Consider the following 21943-nt stretch of genomic DNA (forward strand, 5'->3'; position numbering starts at 1 on the left):
GGGGCCGGTTCGACCGGCCCCTCTTCTTATGCGCTTGCCCTCCCCCGCCCGGCGCGCCACCATGGCTTTACAAAGCAGGGGAAAATCGGATGCGTAAACTCGGACTCGTCGCCTCGGCGACGCTCGCGCTCATGAGCAGCGCGGCTTATGCCAAGACCAGTGTCATCTACGCCGGACGCGTCATAACCGACGCCGACAAGCCCGCGCTCGGCGCGTCGACCGTCACCGTCACCGACGACCGCATCGTGTCGATCGCCCAGGGCCGCGCGCCCGCGCCGGCCGGTGCCGAGATCGTCGACCTCGGCGACAAGACGCTGCTCCCCGGCCTCATCGACCTCCACGTCCACCTGACCGGCGATCCCGGCGGCGATTATCGCAGCGAGGCGGTCGATCCCGACGAATGGGGCGTCGTCGTGGGGGTCAAGAACGCCGGGATAACGCTGCGCGCGGGGTTCACAACGGTGCGCGAGGCGGGGTCGGGGCAATATAGCGCCTTTTCGCTCCGCCGCGGTACCGCGAACGGCTTCATCCAAGGGCCGCGCATCATTGCCGCGGGCCCGGCGCTGTCGATCGTCGGCGGGCATGGCGACGTCACCGGCTTTCGCGAGGATGTCCATGGCGTGCTCGATTATGGCTATACTTGCACCGGCGCGACCGAATGCGCCGAAAAGGTGCGTAAGGCCTCGCGCGCTGGCGCCGACATCATCAAGATCACCGCGACCGGCGGCGTGCTGTCGCAGCAGGGCCGCGGGCTCGAGGGGCATTTCAGCAAGGCCGAACTCGACAGCATCGCGGCCACTGCGCATTCGCTCGGCCTCAAGGTGATGGCGCACGCCCATGGCGCGCGCGGGATCGAGGATGCCGCGGCGGCGGGGATCGACACGATCGACCATGCCACTTTCGCCGACGACGCGGCGCTGAAGGTGATGAAGGCCAAAGGCACCTATCTGGTCCCGACGCTGATGGCGTTCGAGGGGATCAAGGAACGGCTGGGCAAGGGCATCTATACCCCGACGGTCGAGGCGAAGGTCCGCATGACGATGGGCAGCGTCGGCAAGGCCGTGACCCGCGCCAAGGCGCTGGGCGTCCCCGTCGCCTTCGGCACCGACGCCGGGGTGTTCGAGCACGGCCAAAACGGCGGCGAATTCGCGCTGCTGGTCGCCAACGGGCTGACCCCCCGCGAGGCGCTGGCCAGCGCGACGACGGTGGCCGCAAAGGCGCTGTCGATGGAAGGCGAGATCGGCCGCATCGCGCCGGGGATGTCGGCGGACATGATCGCGGTTTCGGGCGATCCGCTGGCCGACGTGCGCGTGCTGGAAAAGGTCGACTGGGTGATGGCGCGCGGGCGGATTGCGGATTGAGGCGAAGGCTGGTTACGGGCGATTGCGGACGTTCGCAGGGTTATACTCTCTCCCCTTGAGGGGAGAGATACGCAGGCTTGGCAGCTTGCTGCCTAGCCGGAGTTGAGAGGGGTTTCCGACCGCCAGCGTCCAAGCACCCCTCTCCAAGCGTCGCTAGCTCCTGACGGAGCAAGCTGCGCTATCCTCTCCCCTCAAGGGGAGAGGGCTTTACGGCAGCTTCCCACCCCAAAGCCGCCGCTTGTTGCCTACGCCGCCCGGTCGATCCGCGCCCGCACCGGCGCCGGGGCCACATTGCCGATGAGCGCCGCGATCTCGACCGCCTGTGCGAATTGCACCCCGACGCGGTTCTGCTCGGACCAGCGCGCCTGGGCATCGACGATCAGGTCGGGGCCGAATTCGAGGCGGAAACTGGTGCCCTCGGGGACGTTCCACAGCCCCTCGATCAGCGCGCCGCGCGTCGAGACGTTGCGGATGATTGCCTCGTAGCGATATCCGCCGCTTTCGACATGGATCGTGCGGAAGGTCAGCCGGCGCGGCTCGCGCGCGCTCTTGTAGCCCTCGGCCGACACACGACCGCCGCCGCTGCGGATAAGGTCGAGCGCATCGGTCAGCGCCATCGGCTTGCCATAGATATAGCCCTGGACATGGCTGCAACCCAGCCCGCGGATCAGCTCGAGATCGTCGTGCGTCTCGACCCCCTCGGCCGTGGTTTCCATCTTGAGCGCCGCGGCGAGGCCGACGATCGACGAGATGATCGCGGCGTTCATGCTGCTCGGGTCCGCGGCGCCGCGCACGAAACTCTGGTCGATCTTGATCTTGTCGAACGGCGCCTTTTTCAGATAGCCGAGCGCCGAATAGCCGGTGCCGAAATCGTCGAGCGCGAGCCGCACGCCGGTGCGTTTCAGCCGCTGGAACATCTCGAGATTTTCAGGGCTTTCGTCGAGGAAGATGCCTTCGGTGATCTCGAGCTCGAGCTGCTCGGGGCGGATGCCCGCCGCCGAGACCGCACCCATGATCGTCGCGGGCAATTTCTCGTTCGCGAACTGGCGCGGCGAGACGTTGACCGCGACGCGGTAGTCGGGGCCCAGCTTGACGATCGCATCGCAGGCCGAGCGGATGATCCATTCGCCGATCGGGACGATCAGGTTCGATTCCTCGGCTATGGGTATGAATTTCGACGGGCTGATCATCTCGGCGTTGCCACGCTGCCAGCGGATCAGCGCTTCGAACCCCGACACGCGCTCGCTCGCGACGTCGACGATCGGCTGGTAGACGAGGCGCAGCTCGTCCTTCGCCAGCGCGTCGCGCAACGCATCCTCGATCGCCTTCCTTTCGCTCGCCTGGTCGTGCATCGCGTCGGCGTAGAAGCGATAGACACCGCGCCCCGCATCCTTCGCGGCATAGAGCGCGAGGTCGGCGTTGCGCACCAGCGCCGACGAGGGCACCCCCGCACCTTCGGACACCGAGATGCCGATCGACGAACCGACGCGCACCTGCTCGCCCTCGATCGCGAAGGGCTTGGCGAGGCTGAGGATGATCGAGTTGGCGATATTGGCCAGCTTGTCGGGCTGGGTGATCTGCGGCAGCACGATCTGGAACTCGTCGCCGCCGAGGCGCCCGACCTGCCCCTTGTCGCCGATGATCTGGGTCAGCCGCGCCGCGACCTGCTGGAGCAATTGGTCGCCGACGGGGTGGCCGAGCGTATCGTTCACCGCCTTGAAGCGGTCGAGATCCATCAGCAGCAGCGCGCAGGGTTGCGGCTGGCCGATATGATTGCGCAATGCGCGTTCGAGCAGGTCGGTGATGTGGAGGCGGTTGGCGAGCCCGGTGAGCACGTCGTAGCGCGCGAGCTGGTTGATCTCGCGCTCGGACTTCTTCTTTTCGGTGAGATCGGTGCCCGACCCGCGAAACCCCTGGAAATTGCCGAGCTCGTTGCTGATCGGATGGCCCGAGATCGACCACCAGCGCTCCTCGCCCTGCACCGCCGCCTGCACAGTCAGCTCCTTGAAAGGCGTGCGCGACGACAGGCTGAACCCGAGCGTGCGCTCCTCGCTCTCGTCGTTTCCGATGCGCTTCCTGATGATGTCAGTGAAGGGTTTGCCGATCAGGCTGCTCGCCGAACGGCCGAGCTTCGCCGCGACGGTCTGCGAGATATAGACGAGCTGGCCGTGGCGGTCGGTTTCCCAGAACCAGCCGCGCCCCGCGCGTTCGAAGTCGCGCACCAGGTTGAGCGCGCGTTGCTGCTCGCTCGCCGCCTTCCGCTTGGCACGCCGGGTGCGGTTCTGGTGACGGACGTCCTCGCGCACCATCACGATCAGCAGCAGCAGGAAGATCATCGCCGCGAGGGCGAAGGGCACCGACGCCTTGCCGATCGCTCCGCCGAGCGCGGTGGCGCCCGCGAAGGTGAAGAAGGCGGGGCGCGCGATCGCGACGGCCGACGCCGCAACAAGCACCGTTCCTACCCGAATCGCCGAGAACGCATCGACATAAGGGCCACCCCCCATCCCTCCGCCATTCACGAACATCGCCACGCTGGTGAGCATGGTGCCGAGCGCGATCAGCCCCATCACCGTGGTGCACCACAGCCCGATTCGTTCGGGGAGTCCGCGATGCGGCGACCGCGACAATTGGCCGATCACGGTGAGGACGAGGTCGCAGCCGATACCGAGCCCGAGCACCAGCCATTGCGACGGCCGGTCGAAAAAGCCCGGAAGTCCGGGGAAAAAGGCGCAGGCGAAATAGACGAGGACGCGGCTGACGAGGACATAATGCCACAGCTGTGCGACGCGCGTCAGGCGCGTCACAAACTCCGGTGAGTCGAACAGCGATTCGTCAGGCGACGTTTCGCTGGCCACCGGCCTCACTATGGCCCGCTTTAATCCCAATCCCGCTGTTCCCGTAAGTGTCGGTCCTATTGGCGATTTCTGTGCCAGAAAGGGGTTTCCAAAACCTTATGCCGGGGCCGCGTAGCGCCACGTAGTTGCTTCATAATGGGAGGGATTGGGTTTTCCTTCGCAACGGACTATAGTCGCGCCATGCCTGCCGTACGCCTTCTGCCGCCGACCCGGTTTTTCAGTCGCGACGAATGGGGCGCGATCACGCGTGTGTCGCCGTGGCGCGGCATCTGGCTGGTCGCGCACGGCTGGATCGTCAGCATTGCTGTGGTCGGGATGGCGGCGTGGCTCGCGAATCCGCTCGCCTGGCTCGCCGCGATCATCCTCGTCGGCGGGCGGCAGCTGGGTTTCGCGATATTGATGCACGACGCTGCGCACGGAGCACTGCACCCCAATCGCAAGCTCAACAATTTCCTCGGCGACTGGCTGACCGGCGCGGCGGTGGGCTCGGACCTCATCGCCTATCGCACCTATCATCTGCAGCATCACAAATTCACGCAGCAGGCGGAGGATCCGGACCTCTTGCTGTCGAAACCCTTCCCCACGACCCGCGCGAGCCTTTGGCGCAAGGTGCTGCGCGACCTGACCGGGCAGACCTTCTTCAAGCAGCGCGTCGCGCAATTCGGGCTGGCGATCATCGGACTGAAGGCAATGCTGCGCGGCGAAAAGGCCGAGAAAGGCCGTGCGAGCACGCGCGCCGGCACGCCGTTCAACAAGCAGTCCGACGACGGCGTCACCGCGCCCGCGGTCGACGCGGCGGGCGCGATGGCGGTGACGCGCGCGGTCGGGCGTTTCCTGGCGGTGCAGGCGGTTCTGCTGGCGCTGTCGCTGCTGCTCTATGGCTGGACGCCCTATCTGCTGTGGCTCGCGGGGCTCGCGACGACCTTCCAGCTCTACCTGCGCATCCGCAACATCGCCGAACATGCGTGCACCACGACGGGCAGCGACGATCCCTTCAGCCATGCCCGCACGACGCGCGCCGGCTGGATCGCGCGCGCGACGGTGGCGCCCTATTGGGTCAATTATCACGCCGAGCATCATCTGTTCATGGGGGTGCCCTGTTACCGGCTGCCCGCGGTGCACGCCGCGCTGGGCCGGGCAGGCAAGCATGAGGCGATGACGATCGCGCCCGATTATATGGTCGTGTTGCAGCAGGTGACGTCGCGGCCGGCGGCGGCTTAGTCGGCCAGCACCAGCAGTTCGTCGGCAAGCCAGCGGCCGAGCCACGCCGCGAGCGCTTCCATCGCCGCCGCCTCCCCTTCGCCCTCGATCAGCGCCGCGCTGAGGTCGGTGAAGCTGGCGCCGCCGGCGAGTAGCGCCAGCGCGCCGGCCTCGTCGGCCAAGAGGCTACGGAAGCGCGACTGCGTGCCGTCGCGCCATATCAGCAAGGTGGCGGCGTCGGTCAGGGCCTCGACCTCGGGCGGCTCTTCTTCGGCGTCGAGGCTGCTCCATAGCGCCGCGACATTGTGGCGGACGGGCAGCAGGGTCGCCGAGGGGTGCAGCTTCAGCCGCCGTTCGATCCACGCATCGCCGAGTTCACCCACCGCGGCGGCATCGAGCGGCGCGGTGTCGGCGGCGTCAAAGGCGTGACGCAGCGCCCAATCGAGCGCCGCCAGCTCGGTGAGTTCGCCATCGTCGGGATAATGCCGCGCCATAAACGCAGGAAATCGCTCGCCATAATAGCGCAGGTTGCGCGTCCCCGAGGGATGAGCATCGACATAGGCCTCGGCCAGATTGTCGAACTGCTCGTCGCCGACATAGGCGTGGAGCCGCTCATAATGGTCGGCGAGCACGCCGGTCAGGCTCGAGCGGTAATTGTTGCGGTAGATGGCGAGCCTTTTCGCCGCGCCGACGCGATTGTCGTCGACGATCAGCGCCTCGGCGCCCGCATCATTGGCGATGACACCCGCGAGGAACCGCGCCTGCATATCGCGCAGCGCCTCAGCCATGCACCGGCTCCAGCACCGGCGCCGCAAGCGCGCGCGCGCGATCGAGTTCGGCGATCACCTCGGCGAGCGGCGGGATATGGTCGTCGCGCTCGATCATCGTCGCGACGGGGCCGAGCATTCGAACCGCGTCGCCATAGAGGTCCCACACCGCGTCGCAGACGTCGGCGTCGTGCGTGTCGATGACATAATCGCCCATGTCGCTGTGTCCCGCGAGGTGGATTTGCTGGATGCGGTCGGCGGGGAGACCGGCGAGATAATCCTCCGGGTCGAAGCCGTGGTTGCGCGCGCTGACATAGACATTGTTGACGTCGAGCAGCAGCAGGCAGTCGGCGCGCTCCGCCATTTCGGCGAGGAAGTCCCATTCGCTGCGATCCGACGAGCGGAAGGCGACGTAGCTCGACGGATTCTCGATCAGGATGCGGCGGCCGAGGATATCCTGCACGCGGCCGATGTTGTCCACGACGCAGTCGAGCGCGGGGGCGTCATAGGGGAGCGGCAGCAGGTCGTGGGTGTTGTGCGCGTTGATCCCGGTCCAGCAAAGATGGTCCGAAATCCACAGCGGCTCAACTCTATCCGCCAGCGCCTTGAGATCGCGCAGATAATCGCGATCGAGCGGTTCGGCCGATCCGATCGACAGCGACACCCCATGCATCACCACCGGATAGTCGGCGCGAATCGCATCGAGCATCGCCAGCGGCTTGCCGCCATCGACCATGTAATTTTCGGAGATGATCTCCAGCCAGTCGACTGGCTGGGGTTGGCCAAGGAACTCGGCATAATGTTCGGGGCGCAGGCCCAGGCCGAAGCCCGGCGACGGCGCGGTCTTGCTGTGCATCATCGGCTCCGTCGGTGGTGCGGCAGGCCCGGATTAGCCGGGCCTGCCCACTACCCTTGTCAGACGACGATCTTGCCGCCGTCGCTGAGGCACTTGCCCGCGGCGAGCTTTTTCCAGCCCTTGCCCTTGCAGGTGTTCGCGCCCTTGCAGCTGTTGCCGGCCGAGCCGCAGCCCGACGCGCCGCCGCACGAGCTGGCGTCGGTCTTGCAATCCGACGCGCCCTTGCAGCTGTTGACGCCGGCGCATTTGACTTCGTCGGCGGCGCCGATGGTCTTCGACTTCGGCGCTTCGCCGGCGAGCGCGGCGCTCGACAGCGCGAGCGCGGTGGCCGAGGCGGCGATCAGGCCGGCCAGTTTGTTGGTCATGAGTTTACCCTTCCCTTCGGTTGTCCAATCAAGGTGGGGCAGCGACTCGCCGCCCCCCGGTCCTATTCACACGACCCGGTAGGATAGTGGCATGATCTCGGTCACAGGAGAATGCGTTTTTCGGCGCACCGACGAACCCGCCCCGCGGGGTGCACGGGACGGGTTCCGGTCGATACCTGCCGCGGGGGGATTAGCCGATATCGCCGATGACGCCGCCGTCGCTCAGGCATTTGGCAGCAGGCATCGCCTTGAAGCCATGGCCCTTGCAGCCGTTCTGGCCCTTGCATTCATTCGCCGTCGTCTTGCAGTCGGCAGTGCCCTTGCAGCTGTTGACGCCGTAACAATGGACGTTGTCCTTCGCGCCAATGGCCTTGCCCGAACTGCCCGCCGGAGCATCGGCGGCGAGGGCGGCCCCGGTGAGCGCGAGCGCGGTGGCGGAAACGGCGATCAGGCCGGCGAGTTTGCTGTTGGTCATGGCTTCGTCCTCCATAGAAATGGCACGAGCCCGGTGGCCCGCCCATTGGCTATTCGGGGGCGCGGCGAAAAGGTTACCCTGCGCCCGTAACGAAGCGTCCGGCCTCGCGGTCCTTTTCGGTGGTCGCGGGATCGAAGATCATGCCGTTCATCGCGACATAGACGCCGGGCGGCAAAGTCTGCGCTGCGGCGAGCGCGAAGCCGACGTTGAATTCGGCGTCGCTCGCGCGCACCGACGCGGGCTGCATCGCGCCGGTCATCACGATCGTCTTGCCTGCGATCCCCGCGAGCACGCGCCCGGTGACCACCATCGTGTCGGTGCCGTGGGTGACGAGGATGCGCGTCGCATCGCTCGCGGCGACCGCGGCGCGGATCGCCTCGCGGTCGGCATCGCCCAGTTCCAGACTGTCCTTCCGCATCAGCTGGGTAACGCGGTGCGGGACATGGACGTTGTTCTCGCGCAGCATGTCGGGGATCGCCGCGGGGCCGATCTGGAATTCGCTGAGCGCGTCGAAATAGACCTTGTCGATCGTGCCGCCGGTGGTGAAGATTTCGATCACGCGCATTCGTCCTCGATGGGAAGCGCCGGCGTGCCGTCGGGCGCGGCGAAGGGGCGCTTGAAGGTGAAGGCCTCGGCGCTCGGGCCGTTCGCTTCGAGCAGCGCGATGCGCGCCATGCCCTCGGCGACGGTCGGGCGATGGCCGGCCGGAACCCACCAGAGCGCCTGATAGGTGGCCATATGGTCGAACCATTCCTTGCGGCGCTTCATGATCGTCAGGTGATCGGGGGTGCGATAGACATAGGCGGCGAGCGCATCGATATCGCGCCACACCGACATGTTCGCGATCAACTGCGGGTCGTCGGTGACGGGCACGTCGGTCGCATTATTGCCCTCGCCCGTCAGCCGCCAGATGAAGCCGTCGGCGGCTTCGGCAACGGCATTCACATGGTCGAGCGCGTCCATGAAGTCGCGGTTGGCGACATGGTCGGGCGGCAGGCGAAAGCGGCCGATGTTGATCTGCGCGAGTTGGAAGGCGGGTTCTGCGTTCATTTCGCCACTCTCCTTTTTCCGTTCGTGTCGAGCGAAGTCGAGACACGCTTGGGAAGCGCCTGCCTTCCGGGTGTCTCGACTTCGCTCGACACCAACGGATTCTATCTTTGTGTCAGCTGAGCGCCTCGGCAATCAGCCGCCGCGTATTGTCGATGCCGAACAAGGCGATGAAGCTGCCCATGCGCGGCCCGGCGCTCGACCCGAGCAAAGTCTCGTAGAGCGCCTTGAACCAGTCGCGCAGGTTTTCAAAGCCATAGGCTTCGTTCTTGCCGATCTCGTAAACGATATTCTGAATGTCGTCGGCCGAGGCGTCGGCGGGCAGCCCCGCCAGCCTGGCATCGAGCTCGGCCAGCGCCGCGCGCTCGCCGCCCGCCGGCTTGCGGCGATTGAGCGTCGGCGCGACATAGTCGCGGTTATACGCCATCGCATTGTCTATCAGGCCGTCGAGCTCGGGATAGCTTTTTGCGTTCGCGCCCTCGACATATTGGCCGAGGTAGCGCCAGATCTGCTCCTTCGACGCGTCGGCGCCCATCACGCCGACGAGGTTGAGCAGCAGCCCGAAGGTCACCGGCAGTTCGGCCGACGGCATCGCCTCGCCGCGCGCGACATGGACGTGATGCACGGGGTTGCCGAGCTTCTTGTCGGGCTCCTGCGCTGGATAATTGCCGCGCATCTGGAGATATTCGTCGACCGCCTTGGGGATCACGCCGATGTGGAGCTGCTTCGCCGCCTTGGGCTCGCGATAGGCGAAAAAGGCGAGGCTTTCCTCGCTGCCGTACGACAGCCACTGCTCGAGGCTCAGGCCGTTGCCCTTCGACTTCGAAATCTTCTCGCCCTTTTCGTCGAGGAACATTTCGTAGATCAGCCCCTCGGGCTTTTGCCCGCCGAGCGCGCGCGCGATCTTGCCCGACTGGACGCCGCTGTCGGTCAAATCCTTGCCGTACATCTCGTAGTCGACGCCCAAGGCGACCCAGCGCATCGCCCAGTCGACCTTCCACTGCAGCTTGGCGCCGCCGCCGAGGATGCTGTGGGTGATCGTCTGACCCGCGTCCTCGAACGATACGAGCCCCTTGTCGGCGTCGACCACCGTTACCGGCACCTGGAGCACGATGCCCGATGTCGGGCTGACCGGCAGGATCGGCGAATAGGTCGCGGCGCGCTCGGCGCGCAGCGTCGGCAGCATGATGTCGAGAATATCCTGATTATGACGCAGGACATTCTTCAGCGCCTCGTCGAAGGCGCCCGACTTGTAGCGCTCGGTCGAGCTGACGAACTCGTAATCGAAGCCGAACCGGTCGAGAAACTCGCGCAGCATCGCATTGTTGTGATGCGCAAAACTTTCATACTTCCCGAACGGGTCGGGGATAGCGGTGAGCGGCTTGCCGAGATGCGCGGCGAGCATCTCCTTTTGCGGCACATTGTCGGGAACCTTGCGCAGCCCGTCCATGTCGTCGCTGAACGCGACGAGGCGCGTCGGCGCGCCGCCGGTCAGCGTCTCATAGGCGCGGCGCACCATCGTCGTGCGCAGCACTTCGTTGAAAGTGCCGATATGCGGCAGGCCCGAGGGGCCATAGCCGGTCTCGAACAGCACGGGATCGCCGCCGGGCTTGCCCTGCGGATAGCGTTTCACCAGCTTGCGCGCTTCCTCGAACGGCCAGGCCTTGGACGTTTGCGCGGGTTCGCGCAGGGCGGGGTCAAGATGCAAGTCGGTCATGGCGCGCGCCATAGCGGCAAGAAACAAGGATGGGAAGAAGAGCGGACGCGTGCCGCTCCTCTTCCCTTCCGAGTTACCCGCGCGGCTGCACCGCCGGCATGAAGCTGCTCTTGCGCAGCAGCGCCGCCGCGATCAGCGATACCAGCAGCCCGACGGGCAGGATTTCGGTGAAGGTCAGCGCCATGCGGAACAGCGGGTTCTTGTACTGCTCGGCCATGGCGTTCATCTCGGCTGAGAATTTTGCGATCTCCGCCGCCGGTTTGCCCGCGGCGCGCATATCCTCGACCATGCTCGCCATATATTCGGCCATGAAGGTCCCGCCGGTCTGCCACATATAGACCTCCCAGCTCAGCACATAGAAGAGCGAGGCGACGCCCGCGATGCCGAGCCCGACGCCGAACGCCTTGCCGAAACCGATCACCCCGCCGAGGTTGACGTCGCGGTAGCGCTTCACCCCGACGAACACGAAGATCATCGCGGCCAGCATCGACAGATAGCCGGCGACCATGCCCAGCGCGCCATGATCGGCGACGAAGGTGATGCTGATGAACATGCCGATGATGACGATGACGCCCGCGATGGCGCCGTAGACTGCGATTATCCTGCCCATGATCCCGTCTCCCCTGTTGGTGGATGCCATGCAGGGTGGCCCCGGACAACGGCCGAAATCCATCGCCCAAACGGGTGATTTGGCGGTTATCGCCCGATTTTACGGCAGGATGTCGAGCGAGCGGGCTTTCTGGATCGCCTGCGTGCGGCTCGCGACCTCGAGCTTTTCATAGACGCGCGCGACATGCGTCTTGACCGTGTTGGGCGAAATGTCGAGCCGGCGCGCGATTACCTTGTTGGCGTGGCCCGCGGCGAGCATGCCCAGCACCTCGCATTCGCGCGGACTGATCCCGAGCGCGGCGATCGCCGCCTCGTTGCGGACGAAGGCGGTGCGCGGCCGCGCTGTCAGCCGGTTGCCGACCCAGATGCCGAGCGCGACGCAGAGCAGCGCGATGCACACCACATAAAATTCGGTCGACCAGCGATGGACGACATGTTTGTAGTTCAGCCATTCGAGCAGGAAGGCCGCCGCCGCGAGCGCGATGCCATAGAGGATGATCGGACGGGCCATGGCGGAGATAGACCATCGGCTGCGGTCGCTTGCAACCTCGCGCCACCGCGCACTCATGATTACCGGATTATTTACCATCTTTGCTTAGCTTCGGCGCATGACCAGCACCGTTTTCCCCCGCCCGCGCCAACACAAGCGCACTCCTGTCTCGCTCGACGTGACCGTCAACGGCGTGCTCAACGTCGTCGAGGGCCGCATCACCGACCTGTCGGAGGGCGGCGCACGCATCGAGGGCGGCGTGATCATGCCGGTGCGCTCGCGCTGCGAGGTCCATTATGGCGGCCAGACCGTCTATGCGATCGTGATGTGGGCCGAGGTCGACCGCATGGGGGTGCGCTTCCCCTATGAGCTCGTCGACGGCCCGCTGTACAACGCGCTCGAACGCGCGCGAGGCGCCTGGTCCAGCGAGCCGGCACAGATCTTCCGCAGCATGCGCCCGGCAACCTTCGGACGCCGCGGGCTGAGCTGAGCGGCGGGGTTCGGGCGGAAGCAGCCCTTCCTAATCCTCCCTGCGGCGTAGCCGTGGGGAGGGGGACCGCCCGTAGGGTGGTGGAGGGGCCACCCAGGTTCCAGGCCGCCGCCCCTCCACCAAGCTTCGCATGGTCCCCCTCCCCATCGCTTCGCGACAGGGAGAATTATTATGTCCGCTCACCCCAAAACCGCCGCCCTCAAAAAAGGTCTTTCCTAATAAATCCGGCTATGCGAGCGTCGATCTCGACTCTTCCGCTCGGCGAATATAGCGGTCTCCGAGGCCTCCATTCGGGAGGCGCACAGGGCTGAACTTTCCTGAACTTTGGAATGGGGCAAGGCCAGCCCCCACCCCAAAGCCAGCACTAGCCCCACGCCCCCCACCCTTGCCGCGTTCCTCTTTTGTCCCTAATCTGCGGCGATGCTCGCTCCCCTGCCCCTTTCCGCGATCCACGCGAGCCATGTCGGCATCTGGCTGGCGGACGCCGAGGGCCGCGCGCGGCGGGTCGATCGCGGGGCGGCGATCGCGGCGGTCGCGGGGACGCCGCATATCTTCCTCAATGCGCCGCTGACCGGCGACCGGCTGGGCTATCCCGAACTGTCGGGGCTCGACCTGTTGGAGCTTTTCGCTTTCCTGTTTCCCGCGCGCTTCGCGGTGCCGACACCGGCGGGGCTGGCGGCGGCGCTGGAGCTCGAGGCGCCGCAACGCGAGGACGATGTCGCGGCCTTTCTGCCGCTGGCGGCGGCCGCGATGCTCGGCGGCCTCGACGACCCCGCCTGGCCCGAGCGCGAGGGCGCGTGGCACGGGATACAGGCGCTGGCGCGGCAGCGCTGGCCGTGGGCGCCACTGGTCCAGTCGCGGCTGTCGGTGCCCGACAAGGACGAGCGCTGGCTGTTCACGCGCCTGCCCGACTGGGAAGAAGCGCCGCCGCGTCCGCAGCCGCGGCAGGTGAATGTGAACGCCGACGATGTCAGCGCAAGGCTCGACCGGCTGACCGGCGACGGCGCCGAGCGCCGCAGCGGGCAACAGGATTATGCGCGCGCCGCCGCGGGAATCTTCGCCGCGCGCGAACGCAGGGATGCACCCCAGATGCTCGTCGCCGAGGCCGGTACGGGGATCGGCAAGACGCTCGGCTATCTCGCCCCCGCCAAGCAGTGGATCGATCAGTCGGCGGGCGCGGTGTGCATCTCGACCTTCACCAAGGCGCTGCAGCGGCAATTGGCGCGCGAGACCGAGCGGCTCTATCCCGACGCCGCGACGCACCGCGAGAAGGTGGTCGTGCGCAAGGGACGCGAAAATTACCTCTGCCTGCTCAACCTCGAGGATGCGCTGCAGGGCGGCTTTTCGGGGCGCGCGGCGGTGCTGGCGCAGCTCGTCGCGCGCTGGGCCGCCTATAGCCGCGACGGCGACATGGTCGGGGGCGACCTGCCCGGCTGGCTGCCCGCCTTGTTCCGCCGCAACGGCACCACCGCGCTGACCGACCGGCGCGGCGAATGCATCTATGCGGGGTGCCCGCATTTCCGCAAATGCTTCATCGAACGCTCGGCGCGGGCCGCCGGGCAGGCCGACATCGTCATCGCCAACCACGCGCTGACGATGGTGCAGGCGGCGCGCCCGCGGGATTGCGGGGCGCCCGCGACGCGGCTGATCTTCGACGAGGGGCATCATCTGTGGGACGCCGCCGATTCGATGTTCGCTGCGGCGCTGACCGGGCAGGAGGCGATCGAGATTCGCCGCTGGGTGCTGGGCCCCGAGGGCAAGTCGCGCGGCCGCCGCCGCGGGCTGGCCGCGCGGCTCGCCGATGTCGCGAGCTATGACGAGGCGGGCGACAAGGCGATCCAGGCGGCGATCCAGGCGGCGGGCGAGCTGCCCGGAGACGGCTGGCTCGGCCGGCTCGCCGAGAATGCGCCCTGGGGCGCGGTCGAGTGCCTGCTCGCCGCGGTGCGCGGACAGGTCTATGCGCGCGGCGTCGATGCCAAGGGCGACAGCGGCTATGGTCTCGAAACCGAGCTCGCCGATCCCGACGCCGACCTCGTCGCCGCCGCCGCGAGCGCGAGCGACGCGGTCGAGGCGCTGCTGCGCCCGCTGATGGCGCTCGGCAAGCGCCTCGACGCGCTGATCGAGGATCCGCCCGACTGGCTCGACGGCCAGGCGCGCGCGCGCGTCGACGGCGCGCGGCACAGCTTGGGCAACCGCATCGATACTCTCGGCGCGTGGCTGTCGCTGCTCGGGCGCGTCGGCGGCCCCGCCGATCCCGATTTCGTCGACTGGCTCGCGGTGAACCGTATCGATGGGCGCGAGGTCGATTGCGGGCTGCACCGCCACTGGCTCGACCCGGCCAAGCCGATCGCCGACATCGTCTATCGCCCCGCGCACGGCGTGCTCGTCACGTCGGCGACCTTGCGCGGGTCGAACGACTGGCACGACGCCGACATCCGCACCGGCGCGCGGCATATGGACGGCGGGGTCCAGCATTTCGCGGTGCCGAGCCCGTTCGACTATGCGCGCCAGTCGGAGGTGATCATCGTCACCGACATCGCGCGCGGCGACCTGCCCGCGCTCGCGGGCGCCTACAGCCGGCTGATCGAGGCGTCGGGCGGCGGCGCGCTCGGGCTGTTCAGCGCGATCAGGCGGCTGCGTATCGTCCATGCGCGCATCGCCGATCGGCTGGCGCGCGCGGGGCTGCCGCTGTTTGCGCAGCATGTCGATCCGCTCGACACCGGCACGCTCGTCGACATCTTTCGCGCCGACCCGCACGCCTCGCTGCTCGGCACCGATGCGCTGCGCGACGGAGTCGACGTCCCCGGCGACTCGCTGCGGCTGGTGGTGATGGAGGGCGTGCCCTGGCCGCGCCCGACGATCCTCCATGCTGCGCGCCGGGCGGCGCAGGGCGGCGCGCGCTACGACGATATGGTGATCCGCGGGCGCATCGCGCAGGCGTTCGGGCGGCTGATCCGGCGCAGCGACGATTATGGGCAGTTCGTGATGCTGTCGCCGAGCTTCCCTTCAAGGCTGCTCTCCGCCTTCCCGCCCGGCACCCCGATCCGCCGCCTGCCGCTCGACGAGGCGGTCAATCATGTCGCCGCCGCCAATGTCGAAAGAAGAAAAACCGCCTTTCGCGCCTTTTCACCGTCATAAGATTGCGGCACAAGGCCCCGGACCGAGGGGATGACGCGGCAAGCGCGGGGAGCGATTTTGAAGACTTTGACCATCCTGCGCCACGCCAAATCGGGCTGGGACGTGCAGGTCGAGCGCGATTTCGACCGTCCGATCAACGCCCGCGGCAAACGCGGCGCCGACCTGATCGGGCAATATCTGAAGCGCCAGGGTTTCCCGGTCGACCGCATCATCGCCTCGCCCGCGGTGCGCGTGACCGAGACGCTCGATATCTTCCAGCCCGCGGCGAACCTCGACGCGGTCGAGCCGCATTGGGACCGGCGCATCTACCTTGCCTCGGCGGCGACGCTGATCGACACGATCCGCGACACCGGCCGCGACGCCCAGCATCTGCTGATCGCGGGGCATAATCCGGGGCTGGAGGATCTGATCCTCGAGCTGGTGCCCGAAAGCGACGACGATGAGTTCCGCGCCGCGGTCGAGAAAAAATTGCCGACATCGGCGATGGCGCGGCTGGAGATCGACATCGCCGACTGGCACGACCTCGATGTGAGGCAGGCGCGGATCGTGGATTTCATCCGCCCGCGCGACCTGGACCCGACGCTGGGTCCGGCGATGGATTGAAGTCAATCCTCCCTGTCCCGCAGGCATGGGGAGGTGGCAGCGCGAAGCGCTGACGGAGGCAATTTCGCTAGGTTGTCGCCCCTCCACCACCGCTTCGCGGCGGTCCCCCTCCCCATCGCTTCGCGACAGGGAGGATTATTCAGATCAGCACCCCGATCGCCTTCGCCAGCCGCTGGCGCAGTTCGATGAGGTCGGCGACCGGCACGCCCGATTTGCCCGTCGGCGCCGCCTGCGGGTCGAGTTCCTCGCGCGTCAGCGGGGCGCGGGGTGCCGCCTCTTCCTTGCCGGTGAGCGCCTTGCGCGCGCCTTCGACGGTGAAGCCCTTCACATGCAGCAGCTCGTGGATCTTCTCCGCGAGCGCAACATCCTCGGCGCGGTAATAGCGGCGGCGGCCGGAGCGCTGCAGCGGCTTCAGCTCGGGGAAGCGCGTTTCCCAATAGCGGAGCACGTGGGTGGGCACGCCGATGCGGTTCGCCAGCTCGCCGATCGCGAGCATGGCGCCGTCGGCCTTGCCGCCGTCATCTACATCCATGCTTTATCCGCCCGCGACGCGGCCGCGCATCGATTGGCTGGCGCGAAAGGTCATCACCCGCCGCGGCAGGATCGGAACCTCGATGCCGGTCTTGGGATTGCGGCCGATGCGCTGCGCCTTGTCGCGCAGCACAAAGGTTCCGAAGCCCGAAATCTTCACATTCTGCCCCTCGGCGAGCGCGTCGGACATATGGTCGAGGATCGATTCGACGATGCTCGCCGACTCGTTGCGCGACAATCCGATCTGATGATTGATCCGCGCTGCGATATCTGCGCGGGTGAGCGTGCCTGCTGCCATCCTAGTCCCTCCCCTGACGAAGCAAATGCCCGATGGGGTCCCGCCGGTCCCCCACCGTCGCGAGTCCCACCGCGCCTATGTAACAAAAGCGAATTAATCCGCCAAACTGAAACGGATGGAGCGAGGAGTTAAAGCGGCGAGCGCTTGATCAGACGCGCAGGACCGCAGCGCCCCAGGTGAAGCCGCCGCCCATCGCCTCGAGCACGACCAGATCGCCGCGCTTGATGCGCCCGTCGCGCACCGCGAGGTCGAGCGCCAAGGGAACGGAAGCCGCCGACGTATTGGCGTGCTGGTCGACGGTGAGCACGACGCGTTCGGCGGGCAGGCCCAGCTTCTTCGCGGTCGCGTCGATGATCCGCTTGTTCGCCTGGTGCGGGACGACCCAGTCGATCTGGTCGGCGCTGAGCCCGACATCGGCCATCACCTCGCCGAGCACCGAGGCGAGGTTGGTCACCGCGTGGCGGAACACTTCGCGGCCATGCATGCGGACATGGCCGACGGTGCCGGTGGTTGAGGGGCCGCCGTCGACATAGAGCATGTCGCAATATTTGCCCTCGGCATGGAGCCGGGTCGCGAGGATGCCCTGATCGTCGTCGACATCCTTCGCCGACAGCACCACCGCGCCCGCGCCGTCGCCGAAGAGGACGCAGGTCGTGCGGTCCTCCCAGTCGAGGATGCGACTGAAGGTCTCGCTGCCGATCACCAGCGCATGCTTGGCCGCGCCGGTGCGCAGCATCGAGTCGGCGACCGACACCGCGTAGAGGAAGCCCGAGCAGACCGCCGCGACGTCGAAGGCGATACAGTCGGGCGCGCCGAGGATCGCCTGCACCTTGGTGGCGCTGGCGGGGAAGGTGTTGTCGGGGGTGGCGGTGGCGACGATGATCAGGCCGATGTCGGCGGGCTCGAGTCCGGCGGCAGCGAGCGCCTGCTTCGCGGCATCGGCGCCGAGCGTCGCGGTCGTCTCGTCGGGCTCGGCGATGTGGCGGAAGCGGATGCCGGTGCGCTCGACGATCCATTCGTCGCTGGTGTCGACGCGCTCCGCGAGTTCGGCGTTCGAGACGCGCGTGCGCGGCAGCGCCGAGCCGGTGCCGGCGAGAATCGCGCGCAGGGTCATGCGCCGGTGTCCCGGCGGAAATTGGCGAGATCCTCGGTCACCTGGCGCGTGATATCCTTTTCGACCAGTTCGGCGCAGACATGGACGGCGTTGGCGACACCCTTGTCGTTGGCGCTGCCGTGGCTCTTGAGCACCACGCCGTTGAGCCCGAGGAACACCGCGCCATTATGATTGTTGGGGTCGAGATGGTGGCGCAGCAGCTCGGTCGCGGGGCGCGAGATCAGGAAGCCGATCTTCGAGCGCACCGACGAGGTGAAGGCGCGGCGCAGGACGTCGGTGACGAAGCGCGCGGTGCCTTCGATGGTCTTCAGCGCGATATTGCCCGAAAAGCCGTCGTGGACGATGACGTCGACCTCGCCGCGCGACAATTTGTCGCCTTCGATGAAGCCGGTGAATTCCATCGGCAGATGCGTCGCGGCGCGCAGCAGCGCGGCGGCGTCGCGAATTTCGTCTGTGCCCTTGAGCTCTTCGGTGCCGATGTTGAGCAGCGCGACGCGCGGGCGTTCGAGCCCCATGACGGTGCGCGCATAGGCGGCGCCCATCACCGCGAATTGCGTGAGGTTGTTGGCGTCGCACTCGGTGTTGGCGCCGAGGTCGAGCATCACGACATCATTGTCGCCGAGCGAGGGCAGCAGCGCCGCGAGCGCGGGCCGGTCGATGCCCGGCATCGTGCGCAGCGCGAGCTTCGCCATCGCCATCAGCGCGCCGGTGTTGCCCGCCGACAGCGCGCCGCCGGCATCGCCGCGTTTCACCGCGTCGATCGCGAGCCCCATCGAGGTGGTCTTCGCCTTGCGGATCGCCTGACTCGGCTTGTCCTCGCCGGTCACCACGCCATCGGTGTGGATGATGTCCGACGCGGCGCGCAGGTTCGGGTGGTTTTCCAGCGCAGCCTTGATCTGCACCTCGTCGCCGACGAGGAGGAAACGCAGGCCGTCGTGCTGGTGACGCGCCATCGCGGCGCCGGCGAGCATCACGCGCACGCCGACGTCACCGCCCATCGCATCGATCGCGATTCGCGGTGTGAGGCTCATCCGAACGCTTTCCGCTTGGGGCTTAGGCGCCGACCGAGACGACTTCGCGGCCGTTGTAGTGGCCGCAGGCGTTGCAGAGGTTGTGCGGGCGCTTGAGCTCGCCGCAGTTCGGGCATTCCTGATAGGCTTCGACCTTCAGGCTGTCGTGGCTGCGACGCATGCCGCGCTTCGAGGGCGAGGTTTTTCGCTTGGGGACGGCCATAATATTTCCTGCATATTTAGACGTTTATACGAATCGGCTACCCGGATTTGTCGCCCCCGTCGCCGGGAATGACTGGCCCGCCCGCCGTGCCGAAGCCCGTCCTGCCTTGAAATGACAAGAAAATCTTCTGCCGGAGGGTGCCTCAACGCCAGATGGTGTCGGGTGCCGGATCGGGCGGGGCTATAGCGTTTTTGCCCGCAAAGGCAAGCCCCGAGCACGGCTTGCCGCACGCACGCGGGAATGCCACATGTCGGCCACCGCGCGCTTCATGCCGCGGCCGACGATATGGGGGAAGCGAGATGACGATATTGCCGATCAGCCTGACGATCGCCGCGGGGGCGGCGCTGCTCAACCTGTGGCTTTCGATGCGCGTCGGGCGCGTCCGCGGACAGGAGAAGGTGTCGATCGGCGACGGCGGCAACGACCGGGTGATCCGCCGCATGCGCGCGCACAGCAATTTCGTCGAGAACACCGCCTTCGTGCTGATCCTGCTGGCGCTCGTCGAACTGGGGGTCGGATCGTCGACTTGGCTGTGGGCGGTCGGCGCGCTCTATCTGGTCGGGCGCATCCTGCACGCGCTGGGCATGGACGGGATGATGTGGGGCCGCATGGTCGGCACGACGATCACGATGGTAACCCAGCTTGGCCTCGCCGGATTCGCTTTGTTCACCGTTTATTCGGCGCCGACCAATATCACCTCTACGGTGACCGAGACGGTGGTCATCGACAAGTAGAGAGGGTCAAGCGCCCATCGCCATGTCGCTGACATAGGGGTTGGTGCGCCGTTCCTGGCCGAATTTGCTGTGCGGGCCGTGGCCCGGCAGGAACACCGTGTCGTCGCCGAGCGGCCACAATTTCTGCGTGATCGAATCGAGCAACTGCTGGTGGTTGCCGCGCGGGAAATCGGTGCGGCCGATCGAGCCCTGGAACAGCACGTCGCCGACGATCGCGAGCTTCGAGGGCTCGTGATGGAAGACGACATGCCCCGGCGTGTGGCCGGGGCAGTGGATGACGTCGATGCTGAGGTTGCCGACGGTCACCTTGTCGCCGTCGACCAGCCAGCGGTCGGGCTCGAAGGGCTCGCCCTCCATGCCGAAGCGCTCGCCCGCGGTCGCAAGGCCCTCGATCCAGAAGCGGTCGTCCTCGTGCGGCCCCTCGATCGGCACGCCAAGCTCCTTCGCGAGCACGCCCGCCATGCCGCAATGGTCCATATGCCCGTGGGTGACGAGGATCTTCTCGACCTCGACCCCGGTCTGGCGCACCGCCTCGCGCAGCTTGTCGAGGTCGCCGCCGGGATCGACGAAGGCGGCCTTGTTGGTCTCGGTGCACCCCAGCAGGGTGCAGTTCTGCTGAAAGGCGGTGACGGGCACGATCGCGGCGCGCAGCGGCGGATTGGGAGCGTTCATGGGCCGGATGTGGGGAAAAGTGGGCGGATTGGCAAGGGTGGAGAGGCGTAGGGCGCGCGTGAGATCAATGGGCCGACCTATGAATCCCGTTCGTGTCGAGCAAAGTCGAGACACGCTTGGGAAGCGCCAGCCGTCAGGGTGTCTCGACTTCGCTCGACACGAACGGAAATATAGGTTGGCGCCGACCGCGCCTCAGCGCAGCGTCATCGTGTCGCCCTCGACATTCACCGCGTCGAGCTTGGCGAGATAGCTTTGCCCCAAGAGCGAGACGCCCATGTCGGCGTCGACCACCGCGGCCTCGACGCGGCGCACCTCGATGCCGTCGATATCGACGCTGTCGAGGACGACGCGGCGCATCGGGACGTCTCCGCCGGCGGTGCGCGCGGTGCCCGCGACGGGCAGGCTGTCGACGTCGATCCCGATCGCCTCGGCATCGCGGCGGGTCAGCGCGACGACCGAGGCGCCGCTGTCGACCATCATGCGGATGTTGGTGCCGTCGACATTGGCGTCGGCGTAGAAATGCGAATCGCCCGCACGGCCGAGCCGGACCTCGCCCGACGAGGCGACACGCGCGTCGTCCGACGACCAGCCGCCGCCCCCGCGCTCGCCCCAGCCGCCGTCGTCCTTCGGTTTCGCGGCGGCGATCTCGGGGCGCTGCGGGTCGGTCGTGCGAATCGCCACCCCGGCCAAGCCGACCGATATCGCCGCGATGCCCGCGACCAGCAGGATGAAACGCCCCAGCATCGCGCTATTCTCGCCGCATATCCTTGGTTTTGCGTTAAGCGCGGGTCAGGATCGCCCTGCCCCCGGCTGCTCGATGAAGGCACGCCAGCCCGGCGCCTCCTCGCGCATATTGAAAACGATCCGCGCGCAGGCATAGCGGCCCGGCGCGTTGTCGGCCTCGCGCGCGGTCGCGGGCCAGGGGCCGTCGCCGTTGCCGCCTGCAGACCAGCAGACGAGCGCCTCGGCCTCCTCCCCCGCCTCGATCGCCGCGCGTTCGCCGGCGTCGAGCGACGCGGGCGCGCTCCAGCCGAGGATGCGCTGGTGGGTGAAGCCTTGCGCAAAGAGCGCGTGCCGGAACGGGCCTTTCGGATCGGCGAGCAGGCCGCGGACGCGCGCGCGGTCGGCGGCGGCGAGCCACTGGCCGCCGAGCATCGGCCCCCAGCGCGCCTCGTCGCGCGATCGCAGCGCCGCGACGAGTTCGGCGGCCGCCGCCTCGAACCGCGGCGTCCACACCGAATCACTGGCCAGCGGCGCGAGCGGCGACGCGGGCGACGCCGCCTCCGGCTCGACGGGCAACAGCGAGGCCGGCGCCGCATGGGCGGGCGCGGCCAGGGCGAAAGCAGCGACGAGCGCCGACGATATCAGCTTCGCAGGCATGGCGGCCA

General features: G+C 67.2%; 24 protein-coding genes. 6 read left to right on the forward strand and 18 right to left on the reverse strand.

Going from position 1 to position 21943, the window contains the following annotated elements:
• Nucleotides 1-89 precede the first annotated feature (89 nt).
• Nucleotides 90-1361, forward strand: coding sequence for a metal-dependent hydrolase family protein (locus tag BWQ93_RS08680; RefSeq protein ID WP_077030198.1), 1272 nt, complete (start codon nt 90-92; stop codon nt 1359-1361).
• A 245-nt stretch (nt 1362-1606) separates the two neighbouring features.
• Here the strand turns inward: BWQ93_RS08680 and BWQ93_RS08685 are convergent, their stop codons facing one another.
• A complete protein-coding gene (locus tag BWQ93_RS08685; RefSeq protein ID WP_232314773.1) occupies nt 1607-4216 on the reverse strand; it encodes an EAL domain-containing protein in 2610 nt (869 codons plus the stop codon).
• Nucleotides 4217-4396: 180 nt separating this feature from the next.
• Here BWQ93_RS08685 and BWQ93_RS08690 point away from each other — a divergent pair, with 180 nt between their 5' ends.
• Nucleotides 4397-5437 carry a fatty acid desaturase family protein gene (locus tag BWQ93_RS08690; protein WP_077030200.1) on the forward strand — a complete coding sequence of 347 codons (1041 nt, stop codon included), beginning with the start codon at nt 4397-4399 and terminating at the stop codon, nt 5435-5437.
• Here the strand turns inward: BWQ93_RS08690 and BWQ93_RS08695 are convergent.
• From BWQ93_RS08695 to BWQ93_RS08735, 9 genes are all read right to left on the reverse strand, one after another.
• A complete protein-coding gene (locus BWQ93_RS08695) occupies nt 5434-6204 on the reverse strand; it encodes an HvfC/BufC family peptide modification chaperone (protein WP_077030201.1) in 771 nt (256 codons plus the stop codon). The genes BWQ93_RS08690 and BWQ93_RS08695 overlap by 4 nt on opposite strands.
• Complete coding sequence (gene bufB, locus BWQ93_RS08700; protein ID WP_198040505.1) at nt 6197-7042, reverse strand: MNIO family bufferin maturase; 846 nt, start codon at nt 7040-7042, stop codon at nt 6197-6199. Before bufB ends, BWQ93_RS08695 begins: the two co-directional genes overlap by 8 nt.
• Before the next feature lie 56 nt (nt 7043-7098).
• Nucleotides 7099-7404, reverse strand: a complete 306-nt coding sequence (locus BWQ93_RS08705) for a hypothetical protein (RefSeq protein ID WP_077030202.1) — start codon at nt 7402-7404, stop codon at nt 7099-7101.
• Between the two features lie 190 nt (nt 7405-7594).
• Nucleotides 7595-7879, reverse strand: a complete 285-nt coding sequence (gene bufA2, locus BWQ93_RS08710; RefSeq protein WP_077032282.1) for a BufA2 family periplasmic bufferin-type metallophore — start codon at nt 7877-7879, stop codon at nt 7595-7597.
• A gap of 73 nt (nt 7880-7952) precedes the next feature.
• A complete protein-coding gene (locus tag BWQ93_RS08715; protein ID WP_077032283.1) occupies nt 7953-8438 on the reverse strand; it encodes an asparaginase domain-containing protein in 486 nt (161 codons plus the stop codon).
• Nucleotides 8435-8929, reverse strand: coding sequence for a DUF3291 domain-containing protein (locus BWQ93_RS08720; protein WP_077030203.1), 495 nt, complete (start codon nt 8927-8929; stop codon nt 8435-8437). Before BWQ93_RS08720 ends, BWQ93_RS08715 begins: the two co-directional genes overlap by 4 nt.
• A 112-nt stretch (nt 8930-9041) precedes the next feature.
• On the reverse strand, nt 9042-10643 hold the full coding sequence (locus tag BWQ93_RS08725) for a lysine--tRNA ligase (RefSeq protein ID WP_077032284.1): 1602 nt from the start codon (nt 10641-10643) through the stop codon (nt 9042-9044).
• A gap of 73 nt (nt 10644-10716) precedes the next feature.
• On the reverse strand, nt 10717-11253 hold the full coding sequence (locus BWQ93_RS08730) for a DUF4199 domain-containing protein (protein ID WP_077030204.1): 537 nt from the start codon (nt 11251-11253) through the stop codon (nt 10717-10719).
• Between the two features lie 99 nt (nt 11254-11352).
• Nucleotides 11353-11763, reverse strand: coding sequence for a response regulator transcription factor (locus BWQ93_RS08735; RefSeq protein WP_077030205.1), 411 nt, complete (start codon nt 11761-11763; stop codon nt 11353-11355).
• Nucleotides 11764-11860: 97 nt separating this feature from the next.
• Between BWQ93_RS08735 and BWQ93_RS08740 the strand changes: the two genes are divergently transcribed.
• From BWQ93_RS08740 to BWQ93_RS08750, 3 genes are all read left to right on the forward strand, one after another.
• Nucleotides 11861-12232 (forward strand): PilZ domain-containing protein, encoded by a 372-nt coding sequence (locus tag BWQ93_RS08740; RefSeq protein ID WP_077030206.1) that lies wholly within the window; start codon nt 11861-11863, stop codon nt 12230-12232.
• 420 nt (nt 12233-12652) lie between these two features.
• The gene (locus tag BWQ93_RS08745) at nt 12653-15370 is read left to right on the forward strand and encodes an ATP-dependent DNA helicase (RefSeq protein WP_077030207.1); all 2718 of its coding nucleotides are present in this window, start codon (nt 12653-12655) and stop codon (nt 15368-15370) included.
• A gap of 57 nt (nt 15371-15427) precedes the next feature.
• Nucleotides 15428-15973, forward strand: coding sequence for a SixA phosphatase family protein (locus BWQ93_RS08750; RefSeq protein ID WP_077032285.1), 546 nt, complete (start codon nt 15428-15430; stop codon nt 15971-15973).
• Nucleotides 15974-16112: 139 nt separating this feature from the next.
• Here the strand turns inward: BWQ93_RS08750 and BWQ93_RS08755 are convergent, their stop codons facing one another.
• From BWQ93_RS08755 to rpmF, 5 genes are all read right to left on the reverse strand, one after another.
• Nucleotides 16113-16505 carry a MerR family transcriptional regulator gene (locus tag BWQ93_RS08755; protein ID WP_077030208.1) on the reverse strand — a complete coding sequence of 131 codons (393 nt, stop codon included), beginning with the start codon at nt 16503-16505 and terminating at the stop codon, nt 16113-16115.
• A gap of 3 nt (nt 16506-16508) precedes the next feature.
• Complete coding sequence (locus tag BWQ93_RS08760; protein ID WP_077030209.1) at nt 16509-16802, reverse strand: integration host factor subunit alpha; 294 nt, start codon at nt 16800-16802, stop codon at nt 16509-16511.
• Nucleotides 16803-16950: 148 nt separating this feature from the next.
• The gene (locus BWQ93_RS08765; RefSeq protein WP_077030210.1) at nt 16951-17916 is read right to left on the reverse strand and encodes a beta-ketoacyl-ACP synthase III; all 966 of its coding nucleotides are present in this window, start codon (nt 17914-17916) and stop codon (nt 16951-16953) included.
• Nucleotides 17913-18947: a phosphate acyltransferase PlsX gene (gene plsX / locus BWQ93_RS08770; protein ID WP_077030211.1), complete on the reverse strand. Its 1035-nt coding sequence runs from the start codon at nt 18945-18947 to the stop codon at nt 17913-17915. The genes BWQ93_RS08765 and plsX overlap by 4 nt, the downstream gene beginning before the upstream one ends.
• Before the next feature lie 22 nt (nt 18948-18969).
• Nucleotides 18970-19149 (reverse strand): 50S ribosomal protein L32, encoded by a 180-nt coding sequence (gene rpmF, locus BWQ93_RS08775; RefSeq protein ID WP_056348227.1) that lies wholly within the window; start codon nt 19147-19149, stop codon nt 18970-18972.
• Nucleotides 19150-19448: 299 nt separating this feature from the next.
• On the opposite strand from rpmF, the gene BWQ93_RS08780 reads away from it, so the two are divergent.
• Entirely contained in the window at nt 19449-19883 is a 435-nt protein-coding gene (locus BWQ93_RS08780) for an MAPEG family protein (RefSeq protein ID WP_077030212.1), read from the forward strand.
• Between the two features lie 6 nt (nt 19884-19889).
• Here the strand turns inward: BWQ93_RS08780 and BWQ93_RS08785 are convergent, their stop codons facing one another.
• The 3 genes from BWQ93_RS08785 to BWQ93_RS08795 form a co-directional block, all read right to left on the reverse strand.
• The gene (locus tag BWQ93_RS08785; protein ID WP_077030213.1) at nt 19890-20555 is read right to left on the reverse strand and encodes an MBL fold metallo-hydrolase; all 666 of its coding nucleotides are present in this window, start codon (nt 20553-20555) and stop codon (nt 19890-19892) included.
• Between the two features lie 192 nt (nt 20556-20747).
• On the reverse strand, nt 20748-21299 hold the full coding sequence (locus BWQ93_RS08790) for a retropepsin-like aspartic protease family protein (protein WP_077030214.1): 552 nt from the start codon (nt 21297-21299) through the stop codon (nt 20748-20750).
• 45 nt (nt 21300-21344) lie between these two features.
• Nucleotides 21345-21935 carry a hypothetical protein gene (locus tag BWQ93_RS08795; protein WP_077030215.1) on the reverse strand — a complete coding sequence of 197 codons (591 nt, stop codon included), beginning with the start codon at nt 21933-21935 and terminating at the stop codon, nt 21345-21347.
• Nucleotides 21936-21943: the final 8 nt, after the last annotated feature.

The sequence above is a fragment of the Sphingopyxis sp. QXT-31 genome, from assembly GCF_001984035.1.
GTDB lineage: Bacteria > Pseudomonadota > Alphaproteobacteria > Sphingomonadales > Sphingomonadaceae > Sphingopyxis.

What these genes read in the sequence shown, in the direction of transcription:
- BWQ93_RS08680 (WP_077030198.1), top strand. Translation starts at nt 90, where the DNA reads ATGCGTAAACTCGGACTCGTCGCCTCGGCGACGCTCGCGCTCATGAGC.
- BWQ93_RS08690 (WP_077030200.1), top strand. Translation starts at nt 4,397, where the DNA reads ATGCCTGCCGTACGCCTTCTGCCGCCGACCCGGTTTTTCAGTCGCGAC.
- BWQ93_RS08695 (WP_077030201.1), bottom strand. Translation starts at nt 6,204, where the DNA reads ATGGCTGAGGCGCTGCGCGATATGCAGGCGCGGTTCCTCGCGGGTGTC.
- bufB (WP_198040505.1), bottom strand. Translation starts at nt 7,042, where the DNA reads ATGATGCACAGCAAGACCGCGCCGTCGCCGGGCTTCGGCCTGGGCCTG.
- BWQ93_RS08705 (WP_077030202.1), bottom strand. Translation starts at nt 7,404, where the DNA reads ATGACCAACAAACTGGCCGGCCTGATCGCCGCCTCGGCCACCGCGCTC.
- bufA2 (WP_077032282.1), bottom strand. Translation starts at nt 7,879, where the DNA reads ATGACCAACAGCAAACTCGCCGGCCTGATCGCCGTTTCCGCCACCGCG.
- BWQ93_RS08720 (WP_077030203.1), bottom strand. Translation starts at nt 8,929, where the DNA reads ATGAACGCAGAACCCGCCTTCCAACTCGCGCAGATCAACATCGGCCGC.
- BWQ93_RS08725 (WP_077032284.1), bottom strand. Translation starts at nt 10,643, where the DNA reads ATGACCGACTTGCATCTTGACCCCGCCCTGCGCGAACCCGCGCAAACG.
- BWQ93_RS08730 (WP_077030204.1), bottom strand. Translation starts at nt 11,253, where the DNA reads ATGGGCAGGATAATCGCAGTCTACGGCGCCATCGCGGGCGTCATCGTC.
- BWQ93_RS08735 (WP_077030205.1), bottom strand. Translation starts at nt 11,763, where the DNA reads ATGGCCCGTCCGATCATCCTCTATGGCATCGCGCTCGCGGCGGCGGCC.
- BWQ93_RS08740 (WP_077030206.1), top strand. Translation starts at nt 11,861, where the DNA reads ATGACCAGCACCGTTTTCCCCCGCCCGCGCCAACACAAGCGCACTCCT.
- BWQ93_RS08745 (WP_077030207.1), top strand. Translation starts at nt 12,653, where the DNA reads ATGCTCGCTCCCCTGCCCCTTTCCGCGATCCACGCGAGCCATGTCGGC.
- BWQ93_RS08755 (WP_077030208.1), bottom strand. Translation starts at nt 16,505, where the DNA reads ATGGATGTAGATGACGGCGGCAAGGCCGACGGCGCCATGCTCGCGATC.
- BWQ93_RS08760 (WP_077030209.1), bottom strand. Translation starts at nt 16,802, where the DNA reads ATGGCAGCAGGCACGCTCACCCGCGCAGATATCGCAGCGCGGATCAAT.
- BWQ93_RS08765 (WP_077030210.1), bottom strand. Translation starts at nt 17,916, where the DNA reads ATGACCCTGCGCGCGATTCTCGCCGGCACCGGCTCGGCGCTGCCGCGC.
- plsX (WP_077030211.1), bottom strand. Translation starts at nt 18,947, where the DNA reads ATGAGCCTCACACCGCGAATCGCGATCGATGCGATGGGCGGTGACGTC.
- rpmF (WP_056348227.1), bottom strand. Translation starts at nt 19,149, where the DNA reads ATGGCCGTCCCCAAGCGAAAAACCTCGCCCTCGAAGCGCGGCATGCGT.
- BWQ93_RS08780 (WP_077030212.1), top strand. Translation starts at nt 19,449, where the DNA reads ATGACGATATTGCCGATCAGCCTGACGATCGCCGCGGGGGCGGCGCTG.
- BWQ93_RS08785 (WP_077030213.1), bottom strand. Translation starts at nt 20,555, where the DNA reads ATGAACGCTCCCAATCCGCCGCTGCGCGCCGCGATCGTGCCCGTCACC.
- BWQ93_RS08790 (WP_077030214.1), bottom strand. Translation starts at nt 21,299, where the DNA reads ATGCTGGGGCGTTTCATCCTGCTGGTCGCGGGCATCGCGGCGATATCG.
- BWQ93_RS08795 (WP_077030215.1), bottom strand. Translation starts at nt 21,935, where the DNA reads ATGCCTGCGAAGCTGATATCGTCGGCGCTCGTCGCTGCTTTCGCCCTG.